General features: G+C 71.4%; 21 protein-coding genes. 11 read left to right on the forward strand and 10 right to left on the reverse strand.

All coding sequences use genetic code 11. The features are described 5' to 3' along the window. Positions 1-16 precede the first annotated feature (16 nt). Entirely contained in the window at positions 17-901 is an 885-nt protein-coding gene (sucD, locus tag ACIRP2_RS09685) for a succinate--CoA ligase subunit alpha (protein ID WP_351074456.1), read from the forward strand. A 127-nt stretch (positions 902-1,028) separates the two neighbouring features. Here sucD and ACIRP2_RS09690 read toward each other — a convergent pair whose 3' ends face one another. Then, a complete protein-coding gene (locus ACIRP2_RS09690; RefSeq protein WP_404248212.1) occupies positions 1,029-2,435 on the reverse strand; it encodes a sigma factor-like helix-turn-helix DNA-binding protein in 1,407 nt (468 codons plus the stop codon). A gap of 125 nt (positions 2,436-2,560) precedes the next feature. Between ACIRP2_RS09690 and ACIRP2_RS09695 the strand changes: the two genes are divergently transcribed. Further along, positions 2,561-4,105 carry a DUF6350 family protein gene (locus tag ACIRP2_RS09695; RefSeq protein ID WP_404249426.1) on the forward strand — a complete coding sequence of 515 codons (1,545 nt, stop codon included), beginning with the start codon at positions 2,561-2,563 and terminating at the stop codon, positions 4,103-4,105. Positions 4,106-4,139: 34 nt separating this feature from the next. Here the strand turns inward: ACIRP2_RS09695 and ACIRP2_RS09700 are convergent, their stop codons facing one another. After that, on the reverse strand, positions 4,140-5,063 hold the full coding sequence (locus ACIRP2_RS09700) for a hypothetical protein (protein WP_404248214.1): 924 nt from the start codon (positions 5,061-5,063) through the stop codon (positions 4,140-4,142). 352 nt (positions 5,064-5,415) lie between these two features. On the opposite strand from ACIRP2_RS09700, the gene purN reads away from it, so the two are divergent. Both purN and purH read left to right on the forward strand, forming a co-directional pair. After that, positions 5,416-6,072: a phosphoribosylglycinamide formyltransferase gene (gene purN, locus ACIRP2_RS09705; protein WP_365692020.1), complete on the forward strand. Its 657-nt coding sequence runs from the start codon at positions 5,416-5,418 to the stop codon at positions 6,070-6,072. Next, positions 6,059-7,612, forward strand: a complete 1,554-nt coding sequence (gene purH / locus ACIRP2_RS09710) for a bifunctional phosphoribosylaminoimidazolecarboxamide formyltransferase/IMP cyclohydrolase (RefSeq protein ID WP_404248216.1) — start codon at positions 6,059-6,061, stop codon at positions 7,610-7,612. The genes purN and purH overlap by 14 nt, the downstream gene beginning before the upstream one ends. Before the next feature lie 225 nt (positions 7,613-7,837). On the opposite strand, the gene ACIRP2_RS09715 is transcribed toward purH, so the two are convergent. After that, positions 7,838-8,413, reverse strand: a complete 576-nt coding sequence (locus ACIRP2_RS09715; RefSeq protein WP_404248218.1) for a hypothetical protein — start codon at positions 8,411-8,413, stop codon at positions 7,838-7,840. A 236-nt stretch (positions 8,414-8,649) separates the two neighbouring features. Here ACIRP2_RS09715 and ACIRP2_RS09720 point away from each other — a divergent pair, with 236 nt between their 5' ends. The 4 genes from ACIRP2_RS09720 (at position 8,650) to ACIRP2_RS09735 (ending at position 13,350) form a co-directional block, all read left to right on the forward strand. Beyond that, positions 8,650-9,513, forward strand: coding sequence for a bifunctional methylenetetrahydrofolate dehydrogenase/methenyltetrahydrofolate cyclohydrolase (locus ACIRP2_RS09720; RefSeq protein WP_404248220.1), 864 nt, complete (start codon positions 8,650-8,652; stop codon positions 9,511-9,513). Between the two features lie 29 nt (positions 9,514-9,542). After that, a complete protein-coding gene (locus ACIRP2_RS09725) occupies positions 9,543-10,316 on the forward strand; it encodes a DUF3017 domain-containing protein (RefSeq protein WP_404248222.1) in 774 nt (257 codons plus the stop codon). Positions 10,317-10,859: 543 nt separating this feature from the next. Next, positions 10,860-11,849: a malate dehydrogenase gene (locus ACIRP2_RS09730; protein ID WP_365692024.1), complete on the forward strand. Its 990-nt coding sequence runs from the start codon at positions 10,860-10,862 to the stop codon at positions 11,847-11,849. A gap of 124 nt (positions 11,850-11,973) precedes the next feature. Next, positions 11,974-13,350: a B12-binding domain-containing radical SAM protein gene (locus ACIRP2_RS09735; RefSeq protein ID WP_404248224.1), complete on the forward strand. Its 1,377-nt coding sequence runs from the start codon at positions 11,974-11,976 to the stop codon at positions 13,348-13,350. A gap of 22 nt (positions 13,351-13,372) precedes the next feature. Here the strand turns inward: ACIRP2_RS09735 and ACIRP2_RS09740 are convergent, their stop codons facing one another. Both ACIRP2_RS09740 and ACIRP2_RS09745 read right to left on the reverse strand, forming a co-directional pair. After that, the gene (locus tag ACIRP2_RS09740) at positions 13,373-14,107 is read right to left on the reverse strand and encodes an isocitrate lyase/phosphoenolpyruvate mutase family protein (protein WP_404248226.1); all 735 of its coding nucleotides are present in this window, start codon (positions 14,105-14,107) and stop codon (positions 13,373-13,375) included. A gap of 68 nt (positions 14,108-14,175) precedes the next feature. Beyond that, complete coding sequence (locus tag ACIRP2_RS09745; RefSeq protein WP_404248228.1) at positions 14,176-14,691, reverse strand: carboxymuconolactone decarboxylase family protein; 516 nt, start codon at positions 14,689-14,691, stop codon at positions 14,176-14,178. Positions 14,692-14,738: 47 nt separating this feature from the next. On the opposite strand from ACIRP2_RS09745, the gene ACIRP2_RS09750 reads away from it, so the two are divergent. Beyond that, on the forward strand, positions 14,739-16,148 hold the full coding sequence (locus ACIRP2_RS09750; RefSeq protein WP_404248230.1) for a PLP-dependent aminotransferase family protein: 1,410 nt from the start codon (positions 14,739-14,741) through the stop codon (positions 16,146-16,148). A gap of 227 nt (positions 16,149-16,375) precedes the next feature. On the opposite strand, the gene ACIRP2_RS09755 is transcribed toward ACIRP2_RS09750, so the two are convergent. After that, complete coding sequence (locus tag ACIRP2_RS09755; RefSeq protein ID WP_404248232.1) at positions 16,376-17,623, reverse strand: serine hydrolase domain-containing protein; 1,248 nt, start codon at positions 17,621-17,623, stop codon at positions 16,376-16,378. A 155-nt stretch (positions 17,624-17,778) separates the two neighbouring features. Here ACIRP2_RS09755 and ACIRP2_RS09760 point away from each other — a divergent pair, with 155 nt between their 5' ends. Both ACIRP2_RS09760 and ACIRP2_RS09765 read left to right on the forward strand, forming a co-directional pair. After that, complete coding sequence (locus ACIRP2_RS09760; RefSeq protein ID WP_404248234.1) at positions 17,779-18,936, forward strand: sensor histidine kinase; 1,158 nt, start codon at positions 17,779-17,781, stop codon at positions 18,934-18,936. After that, entirely contained in the window at positions 18,927-19,595 is a 669-nt protein-coding gene (locus ACIRP2_RS09765) for a response regulator (protein WP_404248236.1), read from the forward strand. The genes ACIRP2_RS09760 and ACIRP2_RS09765 overlap by 10 nt, the downstream gene beginning before the upstream one ends. Positions 19,596-19,729: 134 nt before the next feature. On the opposite strand, the gene ACIRP2_RS09770 is transcribed toward ACIRP2_RS09765, so the two are convergent. From ACIRP2_RS09770 to ACIRP2_RS09785, 4 genes are all read right to left on the reverse strand, one after another. Next, the gene (locus ACIRP2_RS09770) at positions 19,730-20,569 is read right to left on the reverse strand and encodes a hypothetical protein (RefSeq protein WP_404249428.1); all 840 of its coding nucleotides are present in this window, start codon (positions 20,567-20,569) and stop codon (positions 19,730-19,732) included. Between the two features lie 224 nt (positions 20,570-20,793). Further along, a complete protein-coding gene (locus tag ACIRP2_RS09775; protein ID WP_404248238.1) occupies positions 20,794-21,417 on the reverse strand; it encodes a hypothetical protein in 624 nt (207 codons plus the stop codon). An 11-nt stretch (positions 21,418-21,428) separates the two neighbouring features. Further along, positions 21,429-22,928, reverse strand: a complete 1,500-nt coding sequence (locus ACIRP2_RS09780; RefSeq protein WP_404248240.1) for a hypothetical protein — start codon at positions 22,926-22,928, stop codon at positions 21,429-21,431. A 19-nt stretch (positions 22,929-22,947) separates the two neighbouring features. Next, positions 22,948-23,427, reverse strand: coding sequence for a hypothetical protein (locus tag ACIRP2_RS09785; protein ID WP_404248242.1), 480 nt, complete (start codon positions 23,425-23,427; stop codon positions 22,948-22,950). Positions 23,428-23,565: the final 138 nt, after the last annotated feature.

Here is a 23,565-nt window from a genome sequence, read left to right on the forward strand (position 1 = left end):
GAGGGACTCCAACACCATGGCTATCTTCCTCACCAAGGACAGCAAGGTCATCGTCCAGGGGATGACCGGTGCCACCGGCATGAAGCACACCAAGCTCATGCTCGGTGACGGCACCAACATCGTCGGCGGCGTGAACCCGCGCAAGGCCGGCACGACCGTCGACTTCGACGGCACCGAGGTACCCGTGTTCGGGACCGTCGCCGAGGCGATGGAGAAGACCGGCGCGAACGTGTCGGTTCTCTTCGTGCCGCCGGCCTTCGCCAAGGCCGCCGTCGTCGAGGCGATCGACGCCGAGATCCCGCTCGCCGTCGTGATCACCGAGGGCATCGCCGTCCACGACTCCGCCGCCTTCTGGGCGTACGCGGGCTCGAAGGGCAACAAGACCCGGATCATCGGCCCGAACTGCCCCGGCCTGATCACCCCCGGCCAGTCCAACGCCGGCATCATCCCGGGCGACATCACCAAGCCCGGCCGCATCGGTCTCGTGTCCAAGTCCGGCACGCTGACCTACCAGATGATGTACGAGCTCCGTGACATCGGCTTCTCCTCCGCCGTCGGCATCGGTGGCGACCCGGTCATCGGCACGACGCACATCGACGCCCTCGCGGCGTTCGAGGCCGACCCCGAGACCGACCTGATCGTCATGATCGGTGAGATCGGCGGCGACGCCGAGGAGCGTGCGGCCGACTTCATCAAGGCCAACGTCACCAAGCCGGTCGTCGGTTACGTCGCGGGCTTCACCGCCCCCGAGGGCAAGACCATGGGCCACGCCGGCGCCATCGTCTCCGGCTCCTCCGGCACCGCGCAGGCGAAGAAGGAGGCCCTCGAGGCCGCCGGCGTCAAGGTCGGCAAGACGCCGACCGAGACCGCCAAGCTGGCGCGCGAGATCCTCGGCGCCTGATCGCCTCACCGCGTCGGAGCAGCACCGCGGTATCGCGTCACCGCACAGACGTCGCGGGCCCGTACCCCTGCACAGGGATACGGGCCCGCGGCGTTTCCCGCTGTCCGACGCCCCTCGGTTGCCGCGTTCAGCCGGCTCGGGGGACCAGTCGGCCCGGACCCTGGACGAGTTCGCCGAGCAATTGCCTCTGCAGCCGCAGGTCCTGCGGCGTGAGCTGCTGAGGGCCGCTGCGTGGCGGCACCCCGCCGACCTCCTGCGCGGGTGACTCCGGGGTCTCGTACCGCGTCGGGGCCGTCGCCAGAGTGAACAGCGTCAGGCCGATGATCAGCCCGGTGAAGGACACGGCTGCCCTGGTCCACAGCTGGGCCCTGCGCTCGCTGTTCGTACGGATCACGTCGGGTGAGGGGAGCGGGGCGGCGTCCCGGGTCGGGGTGAGCGCGCCGAGCCGCTGATGCAGGAGCGCCGACTGCTCGCCGGGCGACGAGTGTTCCGCCATCTCGGGCAGCCGCTCGGCGACCGCGGCCCGCGCGTTCATCAGCCTGCTCGCCGCCGCCGGGGTGCTGGCCTCCGTCTCCGCGGCGGTCTCCGGCAGGTCCAGGCCGACGTCGTCGTACAGCAGCAGGGTCCGACGGTACGACGGCGGCAGGGAGAGAAGCGCGTCGAGCAGCGCGCGCCCACCGGGTTCGGCGGGCGGCGGGTCGAAGCGGCGGTGCGTGCGGCGCAGCCGGTGCCAGGGCGATGTCGCGTACTCGTGGGCGGCGGCGCGCACCCAGCCGACCGGATCGCGGTCCACCGCGACCTCGGGCCAGCGTTCCCAGGCCAGTGCGAAGGCCCGCGCGACGGACTCCCGGGCGAGGCCGCTGCGCCCGGTCAGCAGAAACGTCTGGTGCAGGAGGACGACGGCGCACTGCGCGTACAGGGCGTCGAAGGCCTCGGCAGCCGCCCCCGACGCCTCGACCGCCTCGGGCGATTCGTCGGCGCCGGGTGTTTCGGGTGCGACATGGGCGGCAGGTGCGGCCGGCCTCCCGGATCCGTCGCCCGCGCCGGGCGTGCCGGGCGTGCCCGATGTTCCGGACGCGCCGGGCGTGCCGGGCGTGCCGGGCGGATCGGGGGTGGTGCCGGGCTCGGTCGGGGCCATGGCGATGCTCCCGGTGGCGGGGGTCGGCGGACGGAACGACGGAGGAGACGTCACCGGCTCGGACGGTCCTTCGACCGTCGTCGGTGTCACCGGCCGGGCCGCCCGTGCGCTGGCGCCCTTCGGCCGGGTGCTCGTGGTGGTGGGCTTGTTCCAGGTACTCGCGGGCGTGGCCCGGGAGTCTCTCCGGCCGCCGCCGATCAGCCTGGCGAACGCCTCGCGCCTGCGTCCCCGGGGCGTGGTGCGGCCCCGTTCCCGGTCCCGGACCGTGGCCCGGGTGACGCCCACCGCCGTCGCGACCTGCTCTTCACTCAAAGACGTCGCCTCACGCAGCCTGCGGCGCTCCTCGGGGGCGGGAAGCGGATGTGCGGTGGTCGCATCGGTCGAGCTCTGCGTCATGAACGACCCCCCGAGGGGCTACGCCGAGTGAAAAAGTACATAAACGCATATTGAGCGACACAGCGGGTGTTCGCCTGTTACGCGAAATAAGTGCGTGTCGTTGGCAGCATTGCGGTGTGACCCAAGTGACCGAACGCAGCCCCTCGTTGCCGACCGAGCAGAGCAGGTCCGCCGTTCTGGCCTTCGTCTTCCTGCGTGGAGCGCTGGCCGCCGGGCTGGGGCTGGGCGGGATCACCGTGCTCGTCATGGTGCTGTGGATCAGCTCCCCGGCCCCCGACGACGGCCCCGGTGAGGCTCTTCACGCGTCGGCGGGACTCTGGCTGCTCGCCCATGGTGCGGAGCTGATCAGGGCCGACACGCTCAGCGGAGTCCCCGCTCCGGTCGGCCTCGTCCCGCTGCTGCTCGCCGTGGTGCCGGTGTTGCTGGTGCACCGTGCGGCCCGGGACGCCCTGGTGGTCGACGAGGGGCGTCAGGCGCCCTCGGCGGCAGGCGCGTTCGCGATGATCATCAGCGGATATCTGCTGATCGGGGCAGCTGTCGCGCTCTATGCGCGGGGCGGTTCGCTGTCCGTGCACCCGGCGTCGCTGTTCTTCCCTTCAGCCATTGTGGTGGCCGGAGCGGCGGCGGCCGGGATCTGGACGGCTTCCGGACGCCCCATCGGTCCGCCGCCGTCCTGGGCGCCGGTGCGATTGCACGAGGGGCTGGCGCGCTCCCGGTTCAGGGAGTGCGCCGGCACGGTCGCCCGGTCGGCCGCGGCCGGGGTGGCGATGTTGCTCGGCGGCGGTGCGCTGCTCGTCGCGGTGTCGCTGGTCTGGCACGCGCAGCCGGCGCAGCAGTCGTTCCTGCGGCTCTCCGGCGACCTGCCCGGCCGGGTCTCGGTGCTGCTGCTCGCGCTGGTCCTGGTGCCGAACGCCGCGGTCTGGGGCGCCGCCTACGGGCTCGGGCCGGGCTTCGCCCTCGGCACGGCGTCCACGGTCACCCCGCTCGCCTTCACGGGGCGTCCGGCACGGCCCGTCTTCCCGCTGCTCGCCGCGGTGCCGGACCAGGGCCCGGCGACACTCCTGAACTGGGCAGCCGTGGCGGTGCCGGTCGCGGCCGGGGCGACGGTCGCCTGGTTCACGGTACGAAGGGCCGCACCGGCCGATGCCGGGCCGGAGGAGGCGTGGAGTCCGGGAGAGACCGCACTGTCGGCCGGGCTGGCGGCGCTGGGGTGCGGGGTCGGCACGGCGGTGCTGGCCGGGGCCGCGGGAGGGCCGCTCGGCACCGGGGCGCTGGCGGTGTTCGGCCCGGTGTGGTGGCTGACGGGTGCGGCGGCCCTGGCGTGGACGGCGGTGCTCGGTGTCCCCGGGGCACTGCTGCTGCGCGCCTGGCGGCTGCGGGGGAGCGGCGGGGGGTGGCGCTCGCGACGGCGCGCGGAGGAGAAGGGGGCGGGGCAGCCGGTCGCCGGCCGGGCAGCTGCGGAGGTGCCGGGGCAGCTGCCCGGACCGGGAGCGGCGCCGGTGGCCGTACGCACCTCCGGGGGAGTGTCCACCGCGACGGCGTCCCCCGCGGCGGCTTCCCCCGTGACGGGGAAGGACGAGGACTCGGAGTCGTACGACTTCCTGCCGAGCGATCCCTGGCACGAACGGACGGCCCGGCCCGGGGAGGCGGGGCCGTCCGGACATCCCTGAGGTGTCGTGCGGGGCCGACGGACACCGGCAGGTGTCAGTTCTTGACGCCGAAGAAGGGTTCCAGAGGCTTCGGCAGCAGGTCGTTGCAGGCCAGCTGGCCGGACTTGGTCAGGGCATCGTTCACGCAGGTGTAGTAGTCGCGGTAGACCAGCTGCACCGTGAACGTCGTCGCCACGATCGAGAGCGCGAGCAGTGCCGTCACCAGGCCGCTGACCGCGGCCGTGGTCTGCTGCCTGCCGTAGCCCGGAGCGGGGGTGCCGGGCGCGGATCCGGGCGCGGGGCGCGCCGGAACATGCCCGGAGCCGGAGCCCTGAAGGGGACCGGCGGCCGGTGCGCCGGACGGAGCGGCCGGCCCGGCCGCTCCGGCGGTGCCGCCCGGTGCGGACGCGCCCTTCGGCTTGGCCCGGAGCGCGCTGATCGACCAGTACAGGGCGAGCGCGCCGAGCAGCAGGGCGATCTCCGGGAAGTCGAAGAGCGCGAAGAAGAAGGCCCACATGCCGCAGAGCAGTGAGTAGCGCGCGCGGCGCTGGGCGGGGTCGGTCGGGTCCCAGCGCGGTCCGCCCGGGGTGCCCTCGGGGCCACCCGGGCCGTTCGGCCCGCCCTGGCCTCCGGGGCGACCGCCGAAGCCGCCGCTCTGGCGGCCGGGCTGCCGACTGCTCCACTGGCTGCCCCAGACCGGCCGTTCGTCCGAGGAGCCGCCCTCGGGCGCCCCGTCGCCGCTCCCGTCCCCGTTGCCGTTCCCGGCGTTCGAGGGGTGGCGGGGCTGCCAGGGCTGGTCGGGCCGGTTCGCCGGCGGTGCGGCGAACGGGTTGTCGTCCGCGGGGCCCGTGGACCCCGACGAGCCGGAGGAATCAGAGGAAGAGGCAGGGCCCGTGGAAGACCGGCGCTCCCGCAGCAGTAGCGAGGCCGGCTCGGGCAGCGGGTGGCGGAAGGCGGTGCGGCGGCGTCGGTCCGGCATATGGTGAACGTCTTCCCCATCTCGTCATTTCCGCCCTGCGGACGGTTCCCTGTCCCCTGACGCTACCTCCCGGCCAGGAGGGGCCGAAAGCTGGGAGCGACTGCGCCGGGCGGCCGGTACCTGCCACCGGGGTTCCCCGGAGCTTCCTCGCCGCTCCTCGCCGCTCCCCATGGCCTGCCCGTGATCGGCTCGCGGCCCCTCACCCCCGTCCCGCGGAGGGCCCCGGAGGTGCCGGTATCGTTGCTGACGGTCGGCTCGTTCGTAGAGTTCCCCGTATCGAGGGGTTCGGTTCATTCGTACGACCATACAAATCAGCGTCACTCTGCTTCACCACGCGAGAAAGGGCCCAGCCGTGGCCTCCCCGCCCCCCTCCGCCGCCCCGGCCCGCCTGGTCGTGCTGGTGTCCGGCTCAGGAACGAACCTCCAAGCCCTGCTCGACGCCATCGGTGACGATCCCGAGGGCTTCGGCGCGCAGGTCGTCGCGGTCGGCGCCGACCGCTCCGGAATCGTCGGCCTGGAACGGGCGGAGCGCGCCGGGCTGCCGACCTTCGTGTGCAGGGTCAAGGACCACGCCACCCGCGAGGAGTGGGACGCGGCGCTGGCGGCAGCCACGGCCGAGCACCACCCGGACCTCGTGGTGTCCGCGGGGTTCATGAAGATCGTGGGCAAGGAGTTCCTCGCCCGGTTCGGCGGCCGGTTCATCAACACCCACCCCGCCCTGCTCCCCAGCTTTCCCGGTGCCCACGGGGTGCGTGACGCACTCGCGTACGGCGTGAAGGTCACCGGGTGCACCGTCCACTTCGTCGACGACGGTGTCGACACCGGTCCGATCATCGCGCAGGGCGTGGTCGAGGTGACCGAAGCGGACACGGCGGAGGGCGAGGCCGCCCTCCATGAACGCATCAAGGAAGTCGAGCGCAAGCTGCTCGTCGAGGCCGTGGGGCGGCTCGCCCGTGACGGCTATCGCATTGAGGGACGAAAGGTTCATCTCGGTCATGTCGGTGAATAAGCCCATCCGCCGCGCCCTGGTCAGTGTCTACGACAAGACAGGGCTCGAAGACCTCGCCCGCGGTCTGCACGAGGCGGGTGTCGAGCTCGTCTCCACCGGCTCCACCGCCGGGAGGATCGCCGCCGCCGGGGTGCCGGTCACCAAGGTCGAGGAGCTCACCGGCTTCCCCGAGTGCCTCGACGGCCGCGTCAAGACGCTGCACCCGCGCGTCCACGCCGGCATCCTCGCCGACCTGCGCCTGGACGCCCACCGCGAGCAGCTCGCCGAGCTGGGAGTCGAGCCCTTCGACCTCGTCGTCGTCAACCTGTACCCGTTCAAGGAGACCGTCGCCTCCGGTGCCTCCGACGACGAGTGCGTGGAGCAGATCGACATCGGCGGTCCGTCCATGGTCCGCGCCGCCGCGAAGAACCACCCGTCCGTGGCCGTCGTCACCAGCCCCGCGCGGTACGGCGACGTCCTCGCCGCCGTCAGGGCGGGCGGCTTCGACCTGACCGCCCGCAAGCGCCTGGCCGCCGAGGCGTTCCAGCACACCGCCGCGTACGACGTGGCCGTGGCCTCCTGGTTCGCGGACGGTTACGCCGCCGCCGACGACTCGGGCTTCCCCGATTTCTTCGGTGCGACGTACGACCGCAAGAACGTCCTGCGGTACGGCGAGAACCCGCACCAGCCCGCCGCGCTCTACACCTCGGGCGCCGGCGGCCTGGCCGAGGCGGAGCAGCTGCACGGCAAGGAGATGTCGTACAACAACTACACGGACACCGACGCCGCGCGCCGGGCCGCGTACGACCACGCCGAGCCGTGCGTCGCGATCATCAAGCACGCCAACCCGTGCGGCATCGCGATCGCCGACGACGTCGCCGAGGCGCACCGCAACGCGCACGCCTGCGACCCGCTGTCGGCCTTCGGCGGTGTCATCGCGGTCAACCGCCCGGTGACCGTCGCGATGGCCGAGCAGGTCGCGGAGATCTTCACCGAGGTCATCGTCGCCCCGGCGTACGAGGACGGCGCGGTCGAGGTCCTGGCCCGGAAGAAGAACATCCGGGTGCTGCGCTGCCCCGACGCCCCGACCGCCCCGGTCGAGGTCAAGCCCATCGACGGCGGCGCGCTGCTCCAGGTCACCGACCGGCTCCAGGCCGACGGGGACGACCCGGCCAACTGGACCCTCGCCACCGGTGAGGCCCTCTCCGAGGATGAGCTGAAGGAGCTCGCCTTCGCGTGGAAGGCCTGCCGCGCGGTCAAGTCCAACGCGATCCTGCTTGCCAAGGACGGCGCGTCCGTCGGGGTCGGCATGGGGCAGGTCAACCGGGTCGACTCCGCGAAGCTGGCCGTCGAGCGGGCGGGCGAGGAGCGGGCGAGGGGCGCGTACGCCGCCTCCGACGCGTTCTTCCCGTTCCCGGACGGGCTGGAGATCCTCACCGCCGCCGGTATCAAGGCCGTGGCCCAGCCGGGGGGTTCGGTCCGGGACGAGCTCGTCGTCGAGGCCGCGAAGAAGGCGGGCGTGACGATGTACTTCACGGGTACGCGGCACTTCTTCCACTGACGGTTCCCCAGCGCGAAGGGCCGGAACTCCCCGAGGAGTTCCGGCCCTTCGCGTGCGGCATGCCAGGTGTGCCGGGCCCGCTCGCCGACGGGGCACGTTCCCCGGACCGGCGAAACGGGCGAAGGCCGTGGATCCGCACGTACGTGCGGATCCACGGCCTTCTCGCCCGCTCACGTCCGAGCGGGTGGGCCGGCCGGATGCGGCCGGGCCGGTGAGCGGCGTGGCTCAGGGACGCGGACGCTGGAACCAGGCGGCGCCGTCCTGCTTGGCGCAGAAGACGATGATCATGATGCCCAGTGCGACGCTGATGAGCGAGAAGACGTTCGCGCCCAGCAGGCTGATGAGGCTGAACAGCGTGGTCACCGAGCCGTACACGATGGCGGAGATGCGGATGCCGTTGCCGCCGGTGGTGAACTTGGCGGCCGTCAGGATCGCCCAGAGGGCGAAGGCGAGGATGAAGATGCCCACGACGACCATGACGCCCATGCCGATGCCGGCCGCCTTGTCGGAGTCGCTGCCGTAGGTCGAGGTGTCGGAGAGCTGCTTGCTGATCCACGCGCCCGCGACGACGGCGAGCACGGCACCGAGGGCCTGGAAGCCGCCGAGGATGTAGAGCATGATGCGGGCCGCCTTGACGCCGCCCGGCATCTCGACGGGGCCGCCGGGGTAGCCGTAGCCCGCGGGAGCCTGCGGGTAGCCGTAACCCGGCTGTCCGCCCTGCGGGGACTGCTGCGGGTAGCCGTAACCCGGCTGCCCGCCCTGCTGCTGGCCGTAGGGGTTGTTCGGGTCGCCGAAGCTCATGGCGAGATTCCTCCGTTGCAAAAAAATGGGGACGACGCGGTCCGGGCGGAGGAAACATGCGCAATGAGTACGGTCTGTCCCCCCGACACTGTCCGCGGTACTGCGCGGCTCATCGTGGTCTTGACGTCGGCTTTTTGTCCAGCCGATTGCCGAATGTGTTGTCCAAGCGCAACCTGGTGGCCATCGTCGGCGCCCGGAATTGGTATGCGGGCGGGGTCATCCGCGAGTATGGGGACATGACTGCCCAGATTCTCGATGGCAAGGCCACCGCAGCCGCGATCAAGTCCGATCTCACCGTCCGCGTGGCGGCCCTCAAGGCGCAGGGCATCACCCCTGGCCTGGGAACCCTCCTGGTCGGGGACGACCCGGGCAGCCGGTGGTACGTGAACGGCAAGCACCGCGACTGCGCCCAGGTCGGCATCGGCTCGATCCAGCGCGAACTCCCCGACACCGCCACCCAGGAGGAGATCGAGGACGTCGTACGGGAGCTCAACGCCAACCCCGCGTGCACGGGTTACATCGTGCAGCTTCCCCTTCCCAAGGGGATCGACACCAACCGCGTCCTGGAGCTGATGGATCCGGCCAAGGACGCCGACGGCCTCCACCCGATGAACCTCGGCCGCCTGGTGCTGAACGAGACGGGTCCGCTGCCCTGCACCCCGCAGGGTGTCGTCCAGCTGCTCCGCCACCACGACGTGGAGATCAACGGGGCGCATGTCGTGGTCGTCGGCCGCGGTGTCACCATCGGCCGCTCGATCCCGCTGCTGCTGACCCGCAAGTCCGAGAACGCCACCGTCACCCAGTGCCACACCGGCACGCGTGACCTCTCCGCCCAGCTCAGGCAGGCCGACATCATCGTCGCCGCCGCCGGTGTTCCGCACATCATCAAGCCCGAGGACGTGAAGCCGGGCGCGGCCGTGCTCGACGTCGGCGTCAGCCGGGACGAGAACGGCAAGATCGTCGGGGACGTCCACCCGGGCGTGGCCGAGGTCGCCGCCTGGATCTCCCCGAACCCCGGCGGCGTCGGCCCGATGACCCGCGCCCAGCTGCTCGTCAACGTGGTCGAGGCGGCCGAGCGCGACGCGGCCGCCGCGGCCTGAGCCGACCGACCCGATCCGGAAGGAAGCCCATGGGTGCTGGTACGAGTCCGGCCGACCCGGCCGCTGAGGCGGACCGGGAGTCTCCGGTGCCGCCGAGCGCGGAGGCGCCCGCCGCGGGTGCGACCGTGCCGGATCGGGCTGCGAACCGTGAGAACGCCGCTTCGGAGGATGCTGCCCCTGAGGCGGCGGCCACTCGGGGCCCCGCGGGCGCCGGTGCGGACTCCGGCGCCGACGTGAACGCGGCTGCCGACGCGAACGTGACCGCCGGCACGGCGGTCGGTGCGGATTCGAACTCTGGATCGGAGCCGGAGCCGGAGACGGGCACCGCCTCCGGCACGGGTTCCGGCACCGGCTCGGACCGGAGCGAGGGTGTCCGCCCGCAGGCCGCCCCGCGCGAGGGGGCGCGTCCCTCGCGGAGGTTCCCCTCGTTCACCCGCGACACCGCGCGCCCCGAGGGCGGTGGCCGTGCCGCGTCCGGCGACGCCCCCGCACCGGCCCGGCAGTGGCCGCTGCTCGCCGTGCTCTGCACGGCCGGGATCGGGTTGTTGATCGTGGCGGTCGACCCCTTCGCCGAGGCCTTCAGGATCGGCACGATCCTGATCGGGGCGGCCCTCATCGGGGGCGCCGTGCTGCGGCTCGTGGTCCCGTCGGTGGGCATGCTGGCGGTCCGTTCCCGCTTCACCGACCTGGTGACGTACGGGGTGCTCGGCTTCCTCATCGTGATGCTCGCGCTGGTGGCGCAGCCCAAGCCGTGGCTGGACATGCCGTTCCTGGAGGACGCGGTCCACTTCACGATCCGCTGAGTCCGTACGGCCGCCTGCTCGCTCGATTGCCTGCCTGCCTGCTGTCCGGCCGGGCCGCTCGCGGACGGTGTCCGTCCCCTCCCCCGAGAAGGGACGGACACCCGAGGGCGGGGGGCCGCCGGGGCGAAGTTGCCCCGGAACGTGGTGACTTGAGCGGCCTTGCCCCCGTCCTGGCCTCAGCCTGGTTCACGGCGAAGGGCGGTTCAAGGGAGCCCCGGGGCCTGTGGCACGGAAGTGACCATTCCGCCACGGTGTGATCGTCCTGCAACGGAGTGCTCGGCAGGCGTCGGCGGCGTCGGGGGCGTGTGCGAGGGCGCTTTGAGTTCCGAACGCCCACTCCACCGAGCGACCGCCTCCCGGGTGAGCGGGTACGGCCGGGTGAGCGCTGTGTGACGGGTTGTGTGCGGTGCCACAGGGGGCCGGGCCGCCGGGAGGTTCCGGGTCGGATAGCCTGAACGCCGGATATCTCTTCACATCAAGATTCAGGGATGTCCGACACCAGGGGCAGGGACCCCCACCGCCAGCTGTCTAACGGAGATCGCCATGACCCGCACTCCCGTGAATGTCACCGTGACCGGCGCAGCCGGCCAGATCGGCTACGCGCTGCTCTTCCGCATCGCCTCCGGCCACCTGCTCGGCCCGGACGTGCCGGTCAACCTGCGTCTCCTGGAAATCCCGCAGGGCCTGAAGGCCGCCGAGGGCACCGCGATGGAGCTCGACGACTGCGCCTTCCCGCTGCTGCGCGGCATCGAGATCACCGACGACGCCAACAAGGCGTTCGACGGCGCCAACGTCGCCCTCCTGGTCGGCGCCCGCCCGCGTACGAAGGGCATGGAGCGCGGCGACCTGCTCTCCGCCAACGGCGGCATCTTCAAGCCGCAGGGCAAGGCCATCAACGACAACGCCGCGGACGACATCAAGGTCCTCGTCGTCGGCAACCCGGCCAACACCAACGCGCTCATCGCGCAGGCCGCCGCCCCGGACGTGCCGGCCGAGCGTTTCACCGCGATGACCCGCCTCGACCACAACCGTGCGATCTCGCAGCTGGCCGCGAAGACCGGTGCCGCCGTCTCCGACATCAAGAAGCTGACGATCTGGGGCAACCACTCGGCGACCCAGTACCCGGACGTCTTCCACGCGGAGATCGCCGGCAAGAACGCCGCCGAGCTCGTCAACGACGAGGCGTGGCTGGCCGACACCTTCATCCCGACCGTCGCCAAGCGCGGCGCCGCCATCATCGAGGCCCGTGGCGCGTCCTCGGCCGCCTCCGCCGCCAACGCCGCCATCGACCACGTCCACACCTGGGTCAACGGCACCGCCGCCGGCGACTGGACCTCCATGGGTATCCCGTCGGACGGCTCCTACGGCGTGCCCGAGGGCATCATCTCGTCCTTCCCGGTCACCACGAAGGACGGCAAGTACGAGATCGTCCAGGGTCTGGACATCAACGAGTTCTCCCGTACGCGCATCGACGCGTCGGTGCAGGAGCTCATCGAGGAGCGCGACGCGGTTCGCGAGCTCGGCCTGATCTGATCCGTACGCCCTGCGAGGCGTACCTCACCGCCCCCGTCAGCAGCCGCTGCCGGGGGCGGCTGTGCAGGTGCGTGGCTCGCCGTCGCCGGGAACCGACCGCGCACCCGCCCGAGTCTGGGCTGTCATGCGCGTGACGATGATCCTTCCGGCACTGACCGAGGCGACCAGCCCGCTGTTCCGGCCCATCAAGTACTCGCTCTTCCCGCCGCTCGGCCTGGCGACGCTCGCCGGGTACCTCGACCCGGACGACGAGGTGACGCTCCTCGACGAGCATGTCGAGCGGGTCGACATCGAGGCGCTCGACAGTCCCGATCTGCTGGTCGTCCAGCCGTACATCACCTCCGCCCGACGCGGCTACGAGATAGCCGACCACTTCCGTGCCCGCGGCGTCCACGTCGCCATGGGCGGCCTCCACGTGACCTCGCTCCCGGACGAGGCCTCGGCGCACGCCGACACGATCTTCACCGGGCCGGGGGAGGACACCTGGCCGCTGTTCCTCAAGGAGTTCCGGGACGGGGTGCCGGGCCGCAGGTACGACTCGAAGCTGCGCACCCTGGCCGGGCTGCCGCCCGTGCGGAGGGACCTGATCAAACGGCATCTGTATCTGGTGCCCAACTCGATCGTCGTCTCGCGCGGCTGTCCGCACCACTGCGACTTCTGCTACAAGGACGCCTTCTTCGCGGGCGGCAAGTCCTTCTACACCCAGGCCGTGGACGACGCGCTCGCCGAGATCGAGCGGCTGCCCGGCAGACATCTGTACTTCCTCGACGACCATCTGCTCGGCAACCGGCGTTTCGCCGAGGCGCTCTTCGACGGGATGGCCGGAACGGGACGGCTCTGGCAGGCGGCCGGGACCGTGAAGTCCGTACTCCAGCCCGATCTGCTGGAGCGCGCCGTGGAAGCGGGCCTGCGCAGCCTGTTCGTCGGGTTCGAGACCGTCAACAGCGCCAACCTCGCCGAGCGGCGCAAGGACCAGAACATCGGCAAGGACTACGAGGCGGCCGTCCGCCGGCTCCATGACGCCGGTGTCATGGTCAATGCCAGCTTCGTCTTCGGACTCGACCACGACGGCCCGGACGTCTTCGACCGCACGGTGGAGTGGGCGGTCGGACAGGGCATCGAGACGGCGACCTTCCACATCATGACGCCGTACCCGTCCACCGGCCTGTGGGAGCAGATGGCGGCGGAGGACCGGATCGTCCACCGGGACTGGGACCTCTACGACACCCGCCATGTCGTCTACCGGCCCAAGGGGATGACGCCGCGTCAGCTGGAGGACGGTTACTGGCGGGCGTACCGCGACTTCTACCGCTGGTCCAACATCTGGCGCGGCGCGGCCGCCCAGCCGGGGACGCACGAGCGGCTGCGGCATCTCGCGTACGCGGGCGGCTGGAAGAAGTTCGAGCCCGCGTGGGACGCCCTGATCCGCTCCCGCAACGTGGTGCGGGCCATGCCGATGCTGGAACGGACCCTGGCGGCGTTCGGCGGCAGACAGGCGTGACCGTGCGGTCCCGGCGGGCCGCTCACACCTTCCGCAACTCGTCGGCGATCTTGCGGACGGCCGCCATGGCCCGGCGCTGCAGCCCCGGGCCGAAGGTGATGCGGGTGGCGCCCAGCCCGCCGAGCTCGCGCGGGGACGGCCCGTCCGGCCGGGCCAGGGCGTTCAGCGGGGCCGGGACGGCGGCGGCCAGCCGGGGCAGGGCCTCGGGCGGGGCCGCGATCGGGTAGACGCAGTCCGCGCCCGCCGCCACGTACAGCAGGGCGCGGCGGACCGTCTCCGCCTCCTGGTCCGTGCCCTCGGGGACGCCGTGCACATACGTGTCGACGCGGGCGTTGACGAAGAGCCGGTCGCCCGCGACCGCCCGTACCTCGGCCAGGCGGTCCGCCTGCCGCTGGGCGTCGACGAGGATGCCGTCGGCGGAATCCTCCAGATTGCAGCCGACGGCTCCGGTGTCCAGGAGCCGCTCCACGAGCTCCTTCGGTGCCAGCCCGTAGCCCGCCTCGATGTCCGCCGAGACGGGGACGTCGGCCGGGACGGCCCGCACGATCCCGGCCACGGCCGCGAACATCTCGGCGGCGGGCGTCGCCCCGTCCTCGTAGCCGAGCGAGGCCGCGATCCCGGCGCTGGGTGTGGCGAGCGCCGGGAAGCCCGCCTCGGCGAAGACGCGGGCGCTCGCCGCGTCCCACGGACCGGGGAGGACCAGCGGATCGCCGGGGGCGCGGTCGTGGTGCAGGGCACGGAGAACGGATGCGGTCATCACGGGGCTCCCGGAGGTGTTCCGACGCAGGGGCGGGCGGGGTGCGGGACGCGGTGGGCGTCGCCGGGTCAGTGCTTGATGTCGCCCGGCTTGTAGTGACCGGGGACCATGCGGGTGGTCACGGCGAACCGGTTCCACGCGTTGATCGTGGTGATCGCGGCGACGAGGTGGGCGAGCTCGGTCTCGTCGAAGTGCTCGGCGGCCTTCTCCCACACCTCGTCCGGCACGAAACCGTCGGTCAGCACGGTCACCGCCTCGGTCAGCTCGATGGCCGCGATCTCCTTGGGCGTGTAGAAGTGCTTGGACTCCTCCCAAGCGCTGAGCTGGACGATCCGCTCGACGGACTCCCCCGCCGCGAGTGCGTCCTTGGTGTGCATGTCCATGCAGAACGCACAGCGGTTGAGCTGCGAGGCGCGGATCTTCACCAGCTCCCCGACGACCGGGTCGAGGCCCTTACGGGAGGCGGCGTCCAACCGGACCATGGCCTTGTAGACATCGGGGGCCAGCTCGGCCCACTGCCGCAGACGAGGGGTGTGCTCGGGGTTGAGTCCGGAGGTCGGGTGGCTGTGCTCGTTCGTTGTCATGGGTATGACGTTACGGCGTGGGTGGCGCAGCGGTATGGTCCATTTCCATGACGGATTCATGGGCCACTTTCGGTGCCGACCTGCATCTGGAGACGACCGGCTCGACGGGACTGCGGACCGGGCTCATGGACGCCCTGCGCGAGGCCGTACGGACGGGGCGGCTGGCGCCCGGGACCCGGCTGCCCTCCTCCCGCAGCCTCGCCGTGGACCTCGGCATCGCCCGGAACACCGTCGCCGACGCCTACGCGGAACTGGTGGCCGAGGGCTGGCTCAGCGCTCGGCAGGGTTCGGGCACCACAGTGGCGCGGCGGGCCGAACCGCGCCCGCGCCCGGCGGCCAGGCGGACGACGCGGTCCCGGCCGGTGCCTGCCCCGCCCACCCACAACCTGCGCGCCGGGTCGCCCGACCTCTCGACGTTCCCGCGTGCCGACTGGCTCAAGGCGGCCCGCCGCGCCCTGACCGCCGCGCCCAACGACGCCTTCGGATACGGGGATCCGCGCGGGCGCATCGAACTGCGCACCGTACTCGCCGAGTATCTGGCCCGCGCCCGCGGCGTGTACGCGGAGCCGGAGCGGATCGTGATCTGCGCCGGCTTCGTGCAGGCGCTGAAACTGATGGGGACGGTGTTGCGCAAGAGACGGGTGCGAGAGGTGGCCGTCGAATCGTGGGGATTGGACGTGCACTGGAAGCTGCTCGCGGACGCCGGGCTGCGCATGCCCTGCCTGTCGGTCGACGGACTCGGTGCCAGGACCGATGAGCTGTCCGGGCTGCGCGGGGCGGGCGCGGTCCTGATGACGCCCGCGCACCAGTTCCCGACGGGGGTGCCGCTCCATCCCGACCGGCGGGCCGCGGCGGTCGACTGGGCGCGCCGTACGGGCGGGCTGATCCTGGAGGACGACTACGACGGCGAGTTCCGCTACGACCGGCAGCCGGTCGGCGCGCTCCAGGGCCTGGACCCCGAACGCGTCGTGCACCTGGGGACGACGAGCAAGTCGCTGGCGCCGGGACTGCGGCTGGGGTGGATGGTGCTGCCGGAGAGCCTGGTGGAGGAGGTGGCCGAGGCGAAGGGGCTGAGCGACTGGTCGTCGAGCGCGCTGGAACAGCTGACGCTCGCGGAGTTCATCGCGTCGGGTGCGTACGACCGCCATGTGCGTGCGATGCGGCTGCGCTACCGGCGCCGTCGCGACCAGCTCGTCGAGGTGCTGGCGGAGCGGGCGCCGGGCGTGCGGGTCAGCGGTATCGCCGCCGGGCTGCACGCCGTGCTCGAACTCCCGGAGGGCAGCGAGGCGTCGGTGATGCGGTCGGCGGCATGGCAGGGGCTGGCGCTGGAGGGGTTCTCACGCTTCCGGCACCCGGAGGCACCGCCGGGGCGCGACGCGCTGGTCATCGGTTACGGAACACCGACCGACAGCGCCTGGGCGGGGGCGCTGGAAGCCCTGGTCCGGGTCCTTTCCTGAGGCTTCGTCGTGTGCACTGGTGCGTAACGAGTACCGCTCCACGGGGGTGCTCGTGCCTCCCGGTCCCGTGGATGCCCGCCTCGGCCTCGCTGCGGCAACCCGTGCCCGCACCCCCCACCGCGGAAGCCGAGAGCCGCACGGGCTCTTGAACGACCGCCCGTGCCGGCCGGTGTCCCCGCAGGGAGCGGCTCGTGGGGGCACGGAGCCGGCACGAACGCCCCGGACGGTTACTTTCCCCGTCTCCTGCCGGAGGTGTCGCACAGCGCGCGGTCGACGAGGTCGCTGGCGGCCTTGTGCTGCCGGAGCGTCTCATCGAGGTCGTTGAAGCTGGTGGACATGGCGACGGTGACGGTGCGGCCGCCGTCGTCGGTGGCGCCGTTGAGAGTGATGTAGCCGGCTTCTCCCCCTTCGTGGCTCCAGTAGCTGCCGCCGCAGGTCAGGGGGCGGTTGACCAAGCCGAGGCCGTAACGTCCGCCGGGCCAGAATGCCTCGATCCGCTTGTCGACCGGGACGGTGTCCCGCATCTCGGCCATGCGCGCCTCGGACAGCAGCTTGCCGCCCAGCAGCCCCTGGAAGAAACGGTTGACGTCCGCCGTGGTGGAGACATAGCCGCCGAGGTCGGGGACGATCTGTTCGGTGACGTCGGTCCGTTCGCCGGAGGCGAAGACCTGATAGCCATCGGCGTGCGGGCGACGAAGGGTGGACACGGTGCCCGACAGATAGGTGTGGTTCATGCCGAGCGGTTTCAGGATCCGGCTCTCGACCTCCTCCTGCCACGGGCGGCCAGTGGCCTTGTCGGCGATCATGCCGAGGACGACGTAGCCGGTGTTGGAGTAGCTCCAGCCGGTGCCGGGCCGGAAGTCCGGGTGGTGCTTCATCGCCCGGGCGACGATCCGTTCGGCGGTGTAGGTGTCGTAGCGGTGCCGGTAGTACACCTGCGGGGTGTCGAAGCCGGGAAGGTCGTCGTGGAGGCCGCTGGTGTTCTGCAGGAGCCGGCGCACGGTGATCTTCCGTCCGTCGTTGCCCTTGCCGTCGATCACACCGGGCAGCCAGCGGTTCACCGTGTCGTCCAGTGACAGCTTGCCCTCGTCGACCAACTGCAGGATCACCGTGGCCATGAGTGCCTTGCCGGTGCTGGCTATCCGGAAGTAGCCGTCGCGGGGCACCGGGCGGTTCGTGCCCGCCACGGCGACGCCGCTGGTGGCGACCAGATCCCGGCCGGAGGCGGTGGTCACCCGGGCCTGGACGCCGGTGATCCCCAGCGCCTGGATGCCCTCGGTGTCCAGGCGCAGGTCGTCCTGCCGGTAGCCGGGCGCGGACGTCGCGGCCGCGCCGCCCGAGGACTGGACGGCCATGGCCGCACCCGCTGTGCCGAGTGCGACCGCGGCTGCGGCCAGCCACCCTCGGCCGATCCGGCGGCGGCGCTGCTGGGACGGGTGGTGCTGCGGCGCGGAGGCCGGGGCTGTGAATCTCATGAACGCCACGCTAGGTAGCCGTCGAATCGTGTGTCGCTACCACAGGCGGCCGATGGGAACCTACAGGTGGCTGTAGTGCCGCAGGGCCGCCCGGCACGTACCGTGGCGCGTCCGAGGGCCGCTCCCGGTCTCGTACGACGGACGAAGGCGAGCCGGTGCACGGTGTGATCGGCGAGGTTCGCGCATGGCCGGTCCGGGCCGGGCGCAGCGGACGCTACCTGCTCGGCACCCTGCTGACCGCGCTGGTGACGCTCGTGGCGGCACCACTGCTGTGCGTACCGTCGCTGGCAGCTCCCTGGGCGGAGCGCCACCGCCGGCACGCCGGGGCGCTGCTGGGCCGACCGGTGGGGCCGCGCCCGCGCGCCCTCCGCCGCGACCTCGTGTGGCTCGTGACCCAGGTGGCCACCGGCCTGCCCGTGGGCATACTCGCCCTGCTGTGCCTGGGTAACCAGCTCCTCATCCTTGTCATCACCGTGGGGTGGTGGGCGTTTCCCGCGTCGGATCCGCCACGGCTACCGCTGCTCGGTGTCCGTATCGACGGCTGGGTCCCCGCGCTGACGATCGGTCTCGCGGACTTCCTGCTTCTCACGGCGCTGGCGACCGTCGCTCTGCCGCCGCTCGCTCGGGCGCACGCGCGGTGCTGCCTGGCAGTCCTGGCGCCGTCTCCCGCGGAACAACTGGCGGCGCGCGTCACCGAACTGACGCGGACGCGCACGGACGTCCTGCAGGCGCACGGCGCGGAACTCCGCCGGATCGAACGCGACCTGCACGACGGCACCCAGGCCCGGCTGGTGGCCATCGCCATGCGGCTCGCCGTGGCCGGGGAGAGCCTTCCCCAGGACCCGGACGCGGGCGCCGCGCTCGTACGGCAGGCCCGAGCCGAGACCGAGGAGGCCATGACCGAGCTGCGTTCGGTCATCCGCACCATCTACCCTCCGGTCCTGGCCGACCAGGGCCTCGTCGGCGCGCTCAGCACCCTGGCCGACAGGGCCGGCGTGCCGACCCGCATCGACATCGGCGAGCTCGGTGAGGTGCCTGCCGCGGTCGAAGCGGTCGCCTACTTCTCCGTCACCGAGGCGCTGGCGAACATCGCCCGGCACAGCCGGGCCACCGAGGCCGCCGTCCACGTCACTCGCAGCGGCGCGACGCTGTCCGCAGAGATCACCGACGACGGGACCGGCGGGGCGGACGCATCCCGAGGCACCGGCCTGGACGGAATCGGCCGCCGCGCCGCCGCCCTGGACGGCACCATGAAGATCAGCAGCCCGCCGGGCGGGCCGACCAGCATCACCGTGGAGCTGCCGTGCGTGTAGTCATCGTCGAGGACAATGTCCTGCTGTCCTCCGGACTCGAACTCCTGCTGGGCTCCCAGGGCTTCGAGGTCGCCGCGATCACGGACGACGCCCCCGGCTTCCTTGCCGCCGTCGAGACCCACCGCCCGGACGTCACCATCGTCGACGTGCGACTGCCCCCGACCTTCCGCGACGAGGGTATCCGCGCCGCCCTCCGGGCCCGCCGCGACCGCCCCGGACTACCCGTCCTGGTCCTGTCCCAGTACGTCGAGCAGGAATACGCCGGCCGCCTCCTCTCCGACACCCGCGGCGGCATCGGCTATCTGCTCAAGGACCGGGTGAGCCGCATCGCGGAGTTCACCGACGCACTGCGCCGCGTGGCAGCCGGCGGCACCGCCATGGATCCCGAGGTCGTCGCCCAGCTCCTCGTCGTCCGCGGCGATCCCGTCGACGCCCTCACCCCGCGCGAACGCGAGGTCCTGGCTCTGATGGCCGAAGGGCACGACAACGCCACCATCGCCCAGCGGCTTTTCATCACCGACAACGCCGTCCACAAACACATCGGCAGCGTCTTCCTCAAACTCGGTCTGTCGGTCGGCGACAGCGGGCACCGCCGGGTCCGCGCCGTCCTGGCCTACCTCCGCCGCCATGGAGGCGGCACCGACCCCGACCCCTGTTGAGCAGTCGACCCGGCCCGATGGCGTGGGCGGCGTCGAGCGCGTCGGCGCAGCCGGGGTCCTCTGTGACGATGACGCCGCCGCGGCAGCCGCCCTCCCGGAGCGGTGCGCGCCGGTCGTGGACGGTGCGCGCGGGCTCAGACCGCCTCGGGGGTGTCCTTCGGCGCCTCGCCGAACCGGGCCAGGGCCAGTGCGCCCGCCACCGCCACCACGAAGCCGGCGACCGCCAGCCAGACGAGGCCCTCGCGGGTACGGTCCCCGAGCCAGAAGACGCCGACCAGCGCCGGGCCGATCGTCTCGCCCAGCACCATGCCGGCCGTCGCCGTCGTCACCGAACCGCGCGTCAGCGCCGAGGTGAGCAGCAGGAAAGCCGAACCGCCGCCCAGCAGCAGCGCGTACACGGCCGGGTTGGTGAGCAGCGCCGACGGGGACACGTCGTCGATCAGTCGGACGGTGACCTCGACCACCCCGAAACCGCAGCCCGCGCCCAGCCCCAGGACCAGCGCCCGCGGCCGTTCCGGGAGCCGTCCGGCCGCCGCGCCGATCAGCAGGATGCCCAGGGAGATCCCCAGCATCCACCAGGGCAGCGCCGCCGGGCCGGTGCCGTGCCCCTCACCGCCGGAGGAGAGGGCCAGCATGGCCAGGCCCGCACAGACGACACCGACCGCGGTCCATTCGACCGCGCTCAGCCGCACCTTGAGCAGCCGCGCGGCGACCACCGCCGTCACGGCGAGGCTCGCGGCGAGGGCGGCGCCCACCGCGTAGATCGGCAGGGACCGCAGGGCGATGATCTGGAGGACGAAACCGCAGCCGTCGAGGGCGAGTCCGGCGAGGTAGCGCCACTGCCGCAGGGCGCGCAGCAGCAGCGCCGGATCGACCCCCGCGTCCGACCCCGGCGCGGCGGCGGCGCGCGAGGCGACGGCCTGGAGGACGGAGGCCGTACCGAAGCAGACGGCGGCGCCGAGCGCGCAGATCATCCCGAAGAGCACGAAGGGACTCTACTGGGGGCGCTCGACGCACCCGCGTCCGCTCTCGGCGACGGCCCTTCGAGCCGATGAACGGCCGGACCGGCCGGAGTGACGACCACGCCCCACACTGGGGTCCTCCGGTCCGCCGGACAGGGGCAGGAGCGCGGCGAGCCCGTGCGGTTCGGGAACTCCGGTGAGGGCAGCGTGTTGCGGCACGTCCACTGACCGGACTTCTACGTACCGGGGCTCGCGGGAGGCGGTGTCAGGGCCGGTTCGATGGTCGACCGGACATAGATCCGAGTGGTGCCGGGCGTGAATTCGTGCGCGAACAGGTCGATGCAACGCCGAAGGTGCTTGCCTTCGGGGGAGTCGAGGCCATCGGGGCACAGGCTGACGTGTCGCAGCCCCTGCACGAGTGTCTCCGGCTCTGCCAGCCCGAGACGGGAGAAGGCGGCGGCGGGACGGTAATCCTTCTCCTTCGGGTGGAAGTTCTTGATCATCCTGGTGCCCTCCGGGACAAGACGGCCCGTGTACGCCGCCGCCTCCTCGCTGGGCAGCACGAAGGACAGGAGTCCGGTGTCGAAGCGCTGCCCCGCCTTGTAACCCGCACGCCGGTCCGATGCCGCCTCCGGGACACGCACACCCATCTGCTCGCTCATCCAGGCCGGGGTGGCTCCCTTTTCCCAGCAGCAGTTCATCTCCTGGTCCGACAGGTCCGACTCCACGTCGTCGGCGGCCCGGGCGAACACGCCGATCACGACGGCGGCGCAGGCGGCGAACACCAGCGCGATGACGACCGGCAGCCGTCGACGACGCCGGGACCGCCCGTCGGTAGAACTCTTGTTGGAATCGTTCACCGGTTGAATCCCTATCGCGCTTCCTGCTGTTCGCGGCCGGGGTCTGTGCGGCCGCCCTCACGTCCGGGCTGGTCCGGTTCCGGCAACGGGCCGTGGTTCGAGGACGATCCGCCCAGGTCGTAGTGCTTGCTGGAACTGCTGCCCGCCATGTCGAATTCGCGGGCGATGCCCGTGGTGTGGAGACGGGCCATCTGACCGTCGGGGATCGACATGTCGCCCATCACCGGAGCGTTGATGGTTACTCCCTTGCTCTCGTCCCAGTTGTAGCGGTCCCAGGCGTTCGCCTGATAGTCGAGACCCACCTTGGGCTCGCCGTTCGCGTCCGGCACGACCGTAATCACCCCGGTCACGTTCGACCTGGTCGAGCCGACCGCGTAGAACCAGTTGTTGTTCACGTCCTTCTGGAAGGAGAAGTCCCTGTTGGCCGTCTCCACGGGTATGGAGACCGGCCGGCCGCCATTCTTCCTGAACTCCTCGAGCGCTTGCTCACGCCAATCGTCCTGGTGTTCCCTGATGGAATCCTCGATGTGGTCGCGGAAGTCGGGAACGTCGGACATCATCTTGTCCACGGGCAGTTCCATGTCTGTTCCGCTGTTCCCCAGGTAATGCGCCATGTGCCGAGCAGCATCGCTGTCGCCCTTCCAGTCGGCCGCCTCGGCGATCAGGTTCATCTTCTCGCGAGTCCGCCGTTCCTCCGCTCCTGGCTTCTCGACCCCGTAGGGGCCGGATCCGCGGTCGGGGGCGATTTGCTTGACCGTCGGGGAGAGTAGTCCGGCGGCCAGAAGGTCGTCCTTGTGGTTGCTCCACAACTCCGCACGGGCCTGCGGGCTCAACGATGTCCAAAGACGGCGTAGTTCAGCACGTTGCACGTCGTTGGCGTCATCACCGAGCGAGGCCAGCCTCGTGGCACGTGGCAATTGGTCCTCGTCCAGCGAGGTGTAGGTCGCGTGCCCCGCGTTGTGCGGATCACCGCCGTGGCTCTTCTTCAGGGCGCGGGTCACGGCCGCGTCGACCTCCGACGCATGGGCCACGAGCCCCGTGAGGGTATCTGCGTACCATTGCACCAGGTCCTTCGTCCGCTGCGAAGTCCCTTCGGCCTCACAGATCGGCTCCATGACCTTCACTGTGCCGTTGGGGCCGTCCACCACCAAGAGACCTGGATCGGGCTCCCCCTGCCGGTCCGGATTTCCTTTACGAGCCTCCGCAGTCAGCTCCCTGGCCTGCTTCTGGATATGCGTGAGTTCAGTCTGCGCATCTTCGAGGACAGCGGCGATGCTCGCGGCCTCCCTGTACAGGTCCGAGATCTCCTTGACCGCTTTGCGAACGAACTCCTTGGTGACCGCAGCGTTCACGCCCGCCCAGTGCGCCTTGTCCGACATCTGCAGAAGGGTGCTGGTGGCGTCAGTCTTCAATGTCCCCAGACGGTCCGCGGTCAGCTTCCAGTCGTCGGCGGCCGTACTCAGCTTCTTCAGGTCCGCTTCCATCAGATCCGTATAGGTGAGTGCGCTCATCGTTTCCCCGCTCCCGCGCTCACTTCGCGTACTTCATCAGTTCCGAGACCGGAACCGCCGACCCGTCTCTCCGGCGTAGGCTGGCTGCGATTTCCTCGTCGTCCTTGGCATGCGCCTTTTTCGAGTAGTCCAAGTGGTTGGAGATGTGTGCGCACATCTGCAGGACGGTGTTGACCTGCGAAGTCCAGACTTCGAGTGTCGTGTACAACTCCGAACCGGCACTGAAGTTCTGTGCCTGCAGCTCCGCAGCGGCCTGGGCGGTCGTCCCTGCGCCGCTCTTGTTCATTCCCGCACCTGCGATGTCGGAGCGCTTCCGTAACTCGCCGTGGATCCGGAATGCCTCGTTGCCCACCGCGCCCAGGTCGTCCTGATGCACCACCAGATCGGCTTCGCCTCCGCCGCCGGTGGACGTGGCCCCGGCGGTGTTGAGCCGCATGGCTGCCGAATGGCGCTCCTGCACCTCCGACTTGAGCTGTGCCCAATCGTTGTCGAACGTCACCAGTCCCCCTCCAGTCCGTTCCGGCGGCCACATTACTGAACTGACCGGAACATGCCCGCCTTCCGCTCGTGCGCGGCACGCGGACGGTCCGTCACCGGTGACACGGAACCCCCTTCTCGCCGCGATCGGCCGCGCTCT

It is taken from the genome of Streptomyces sp. NPDC101194, assembly GCF_044767885.1.
Lineage (GTDB): Bacteria > Actinomycetota > Actinomycetes > Streptomycetales > Streptomycetaceae > Streptomyces.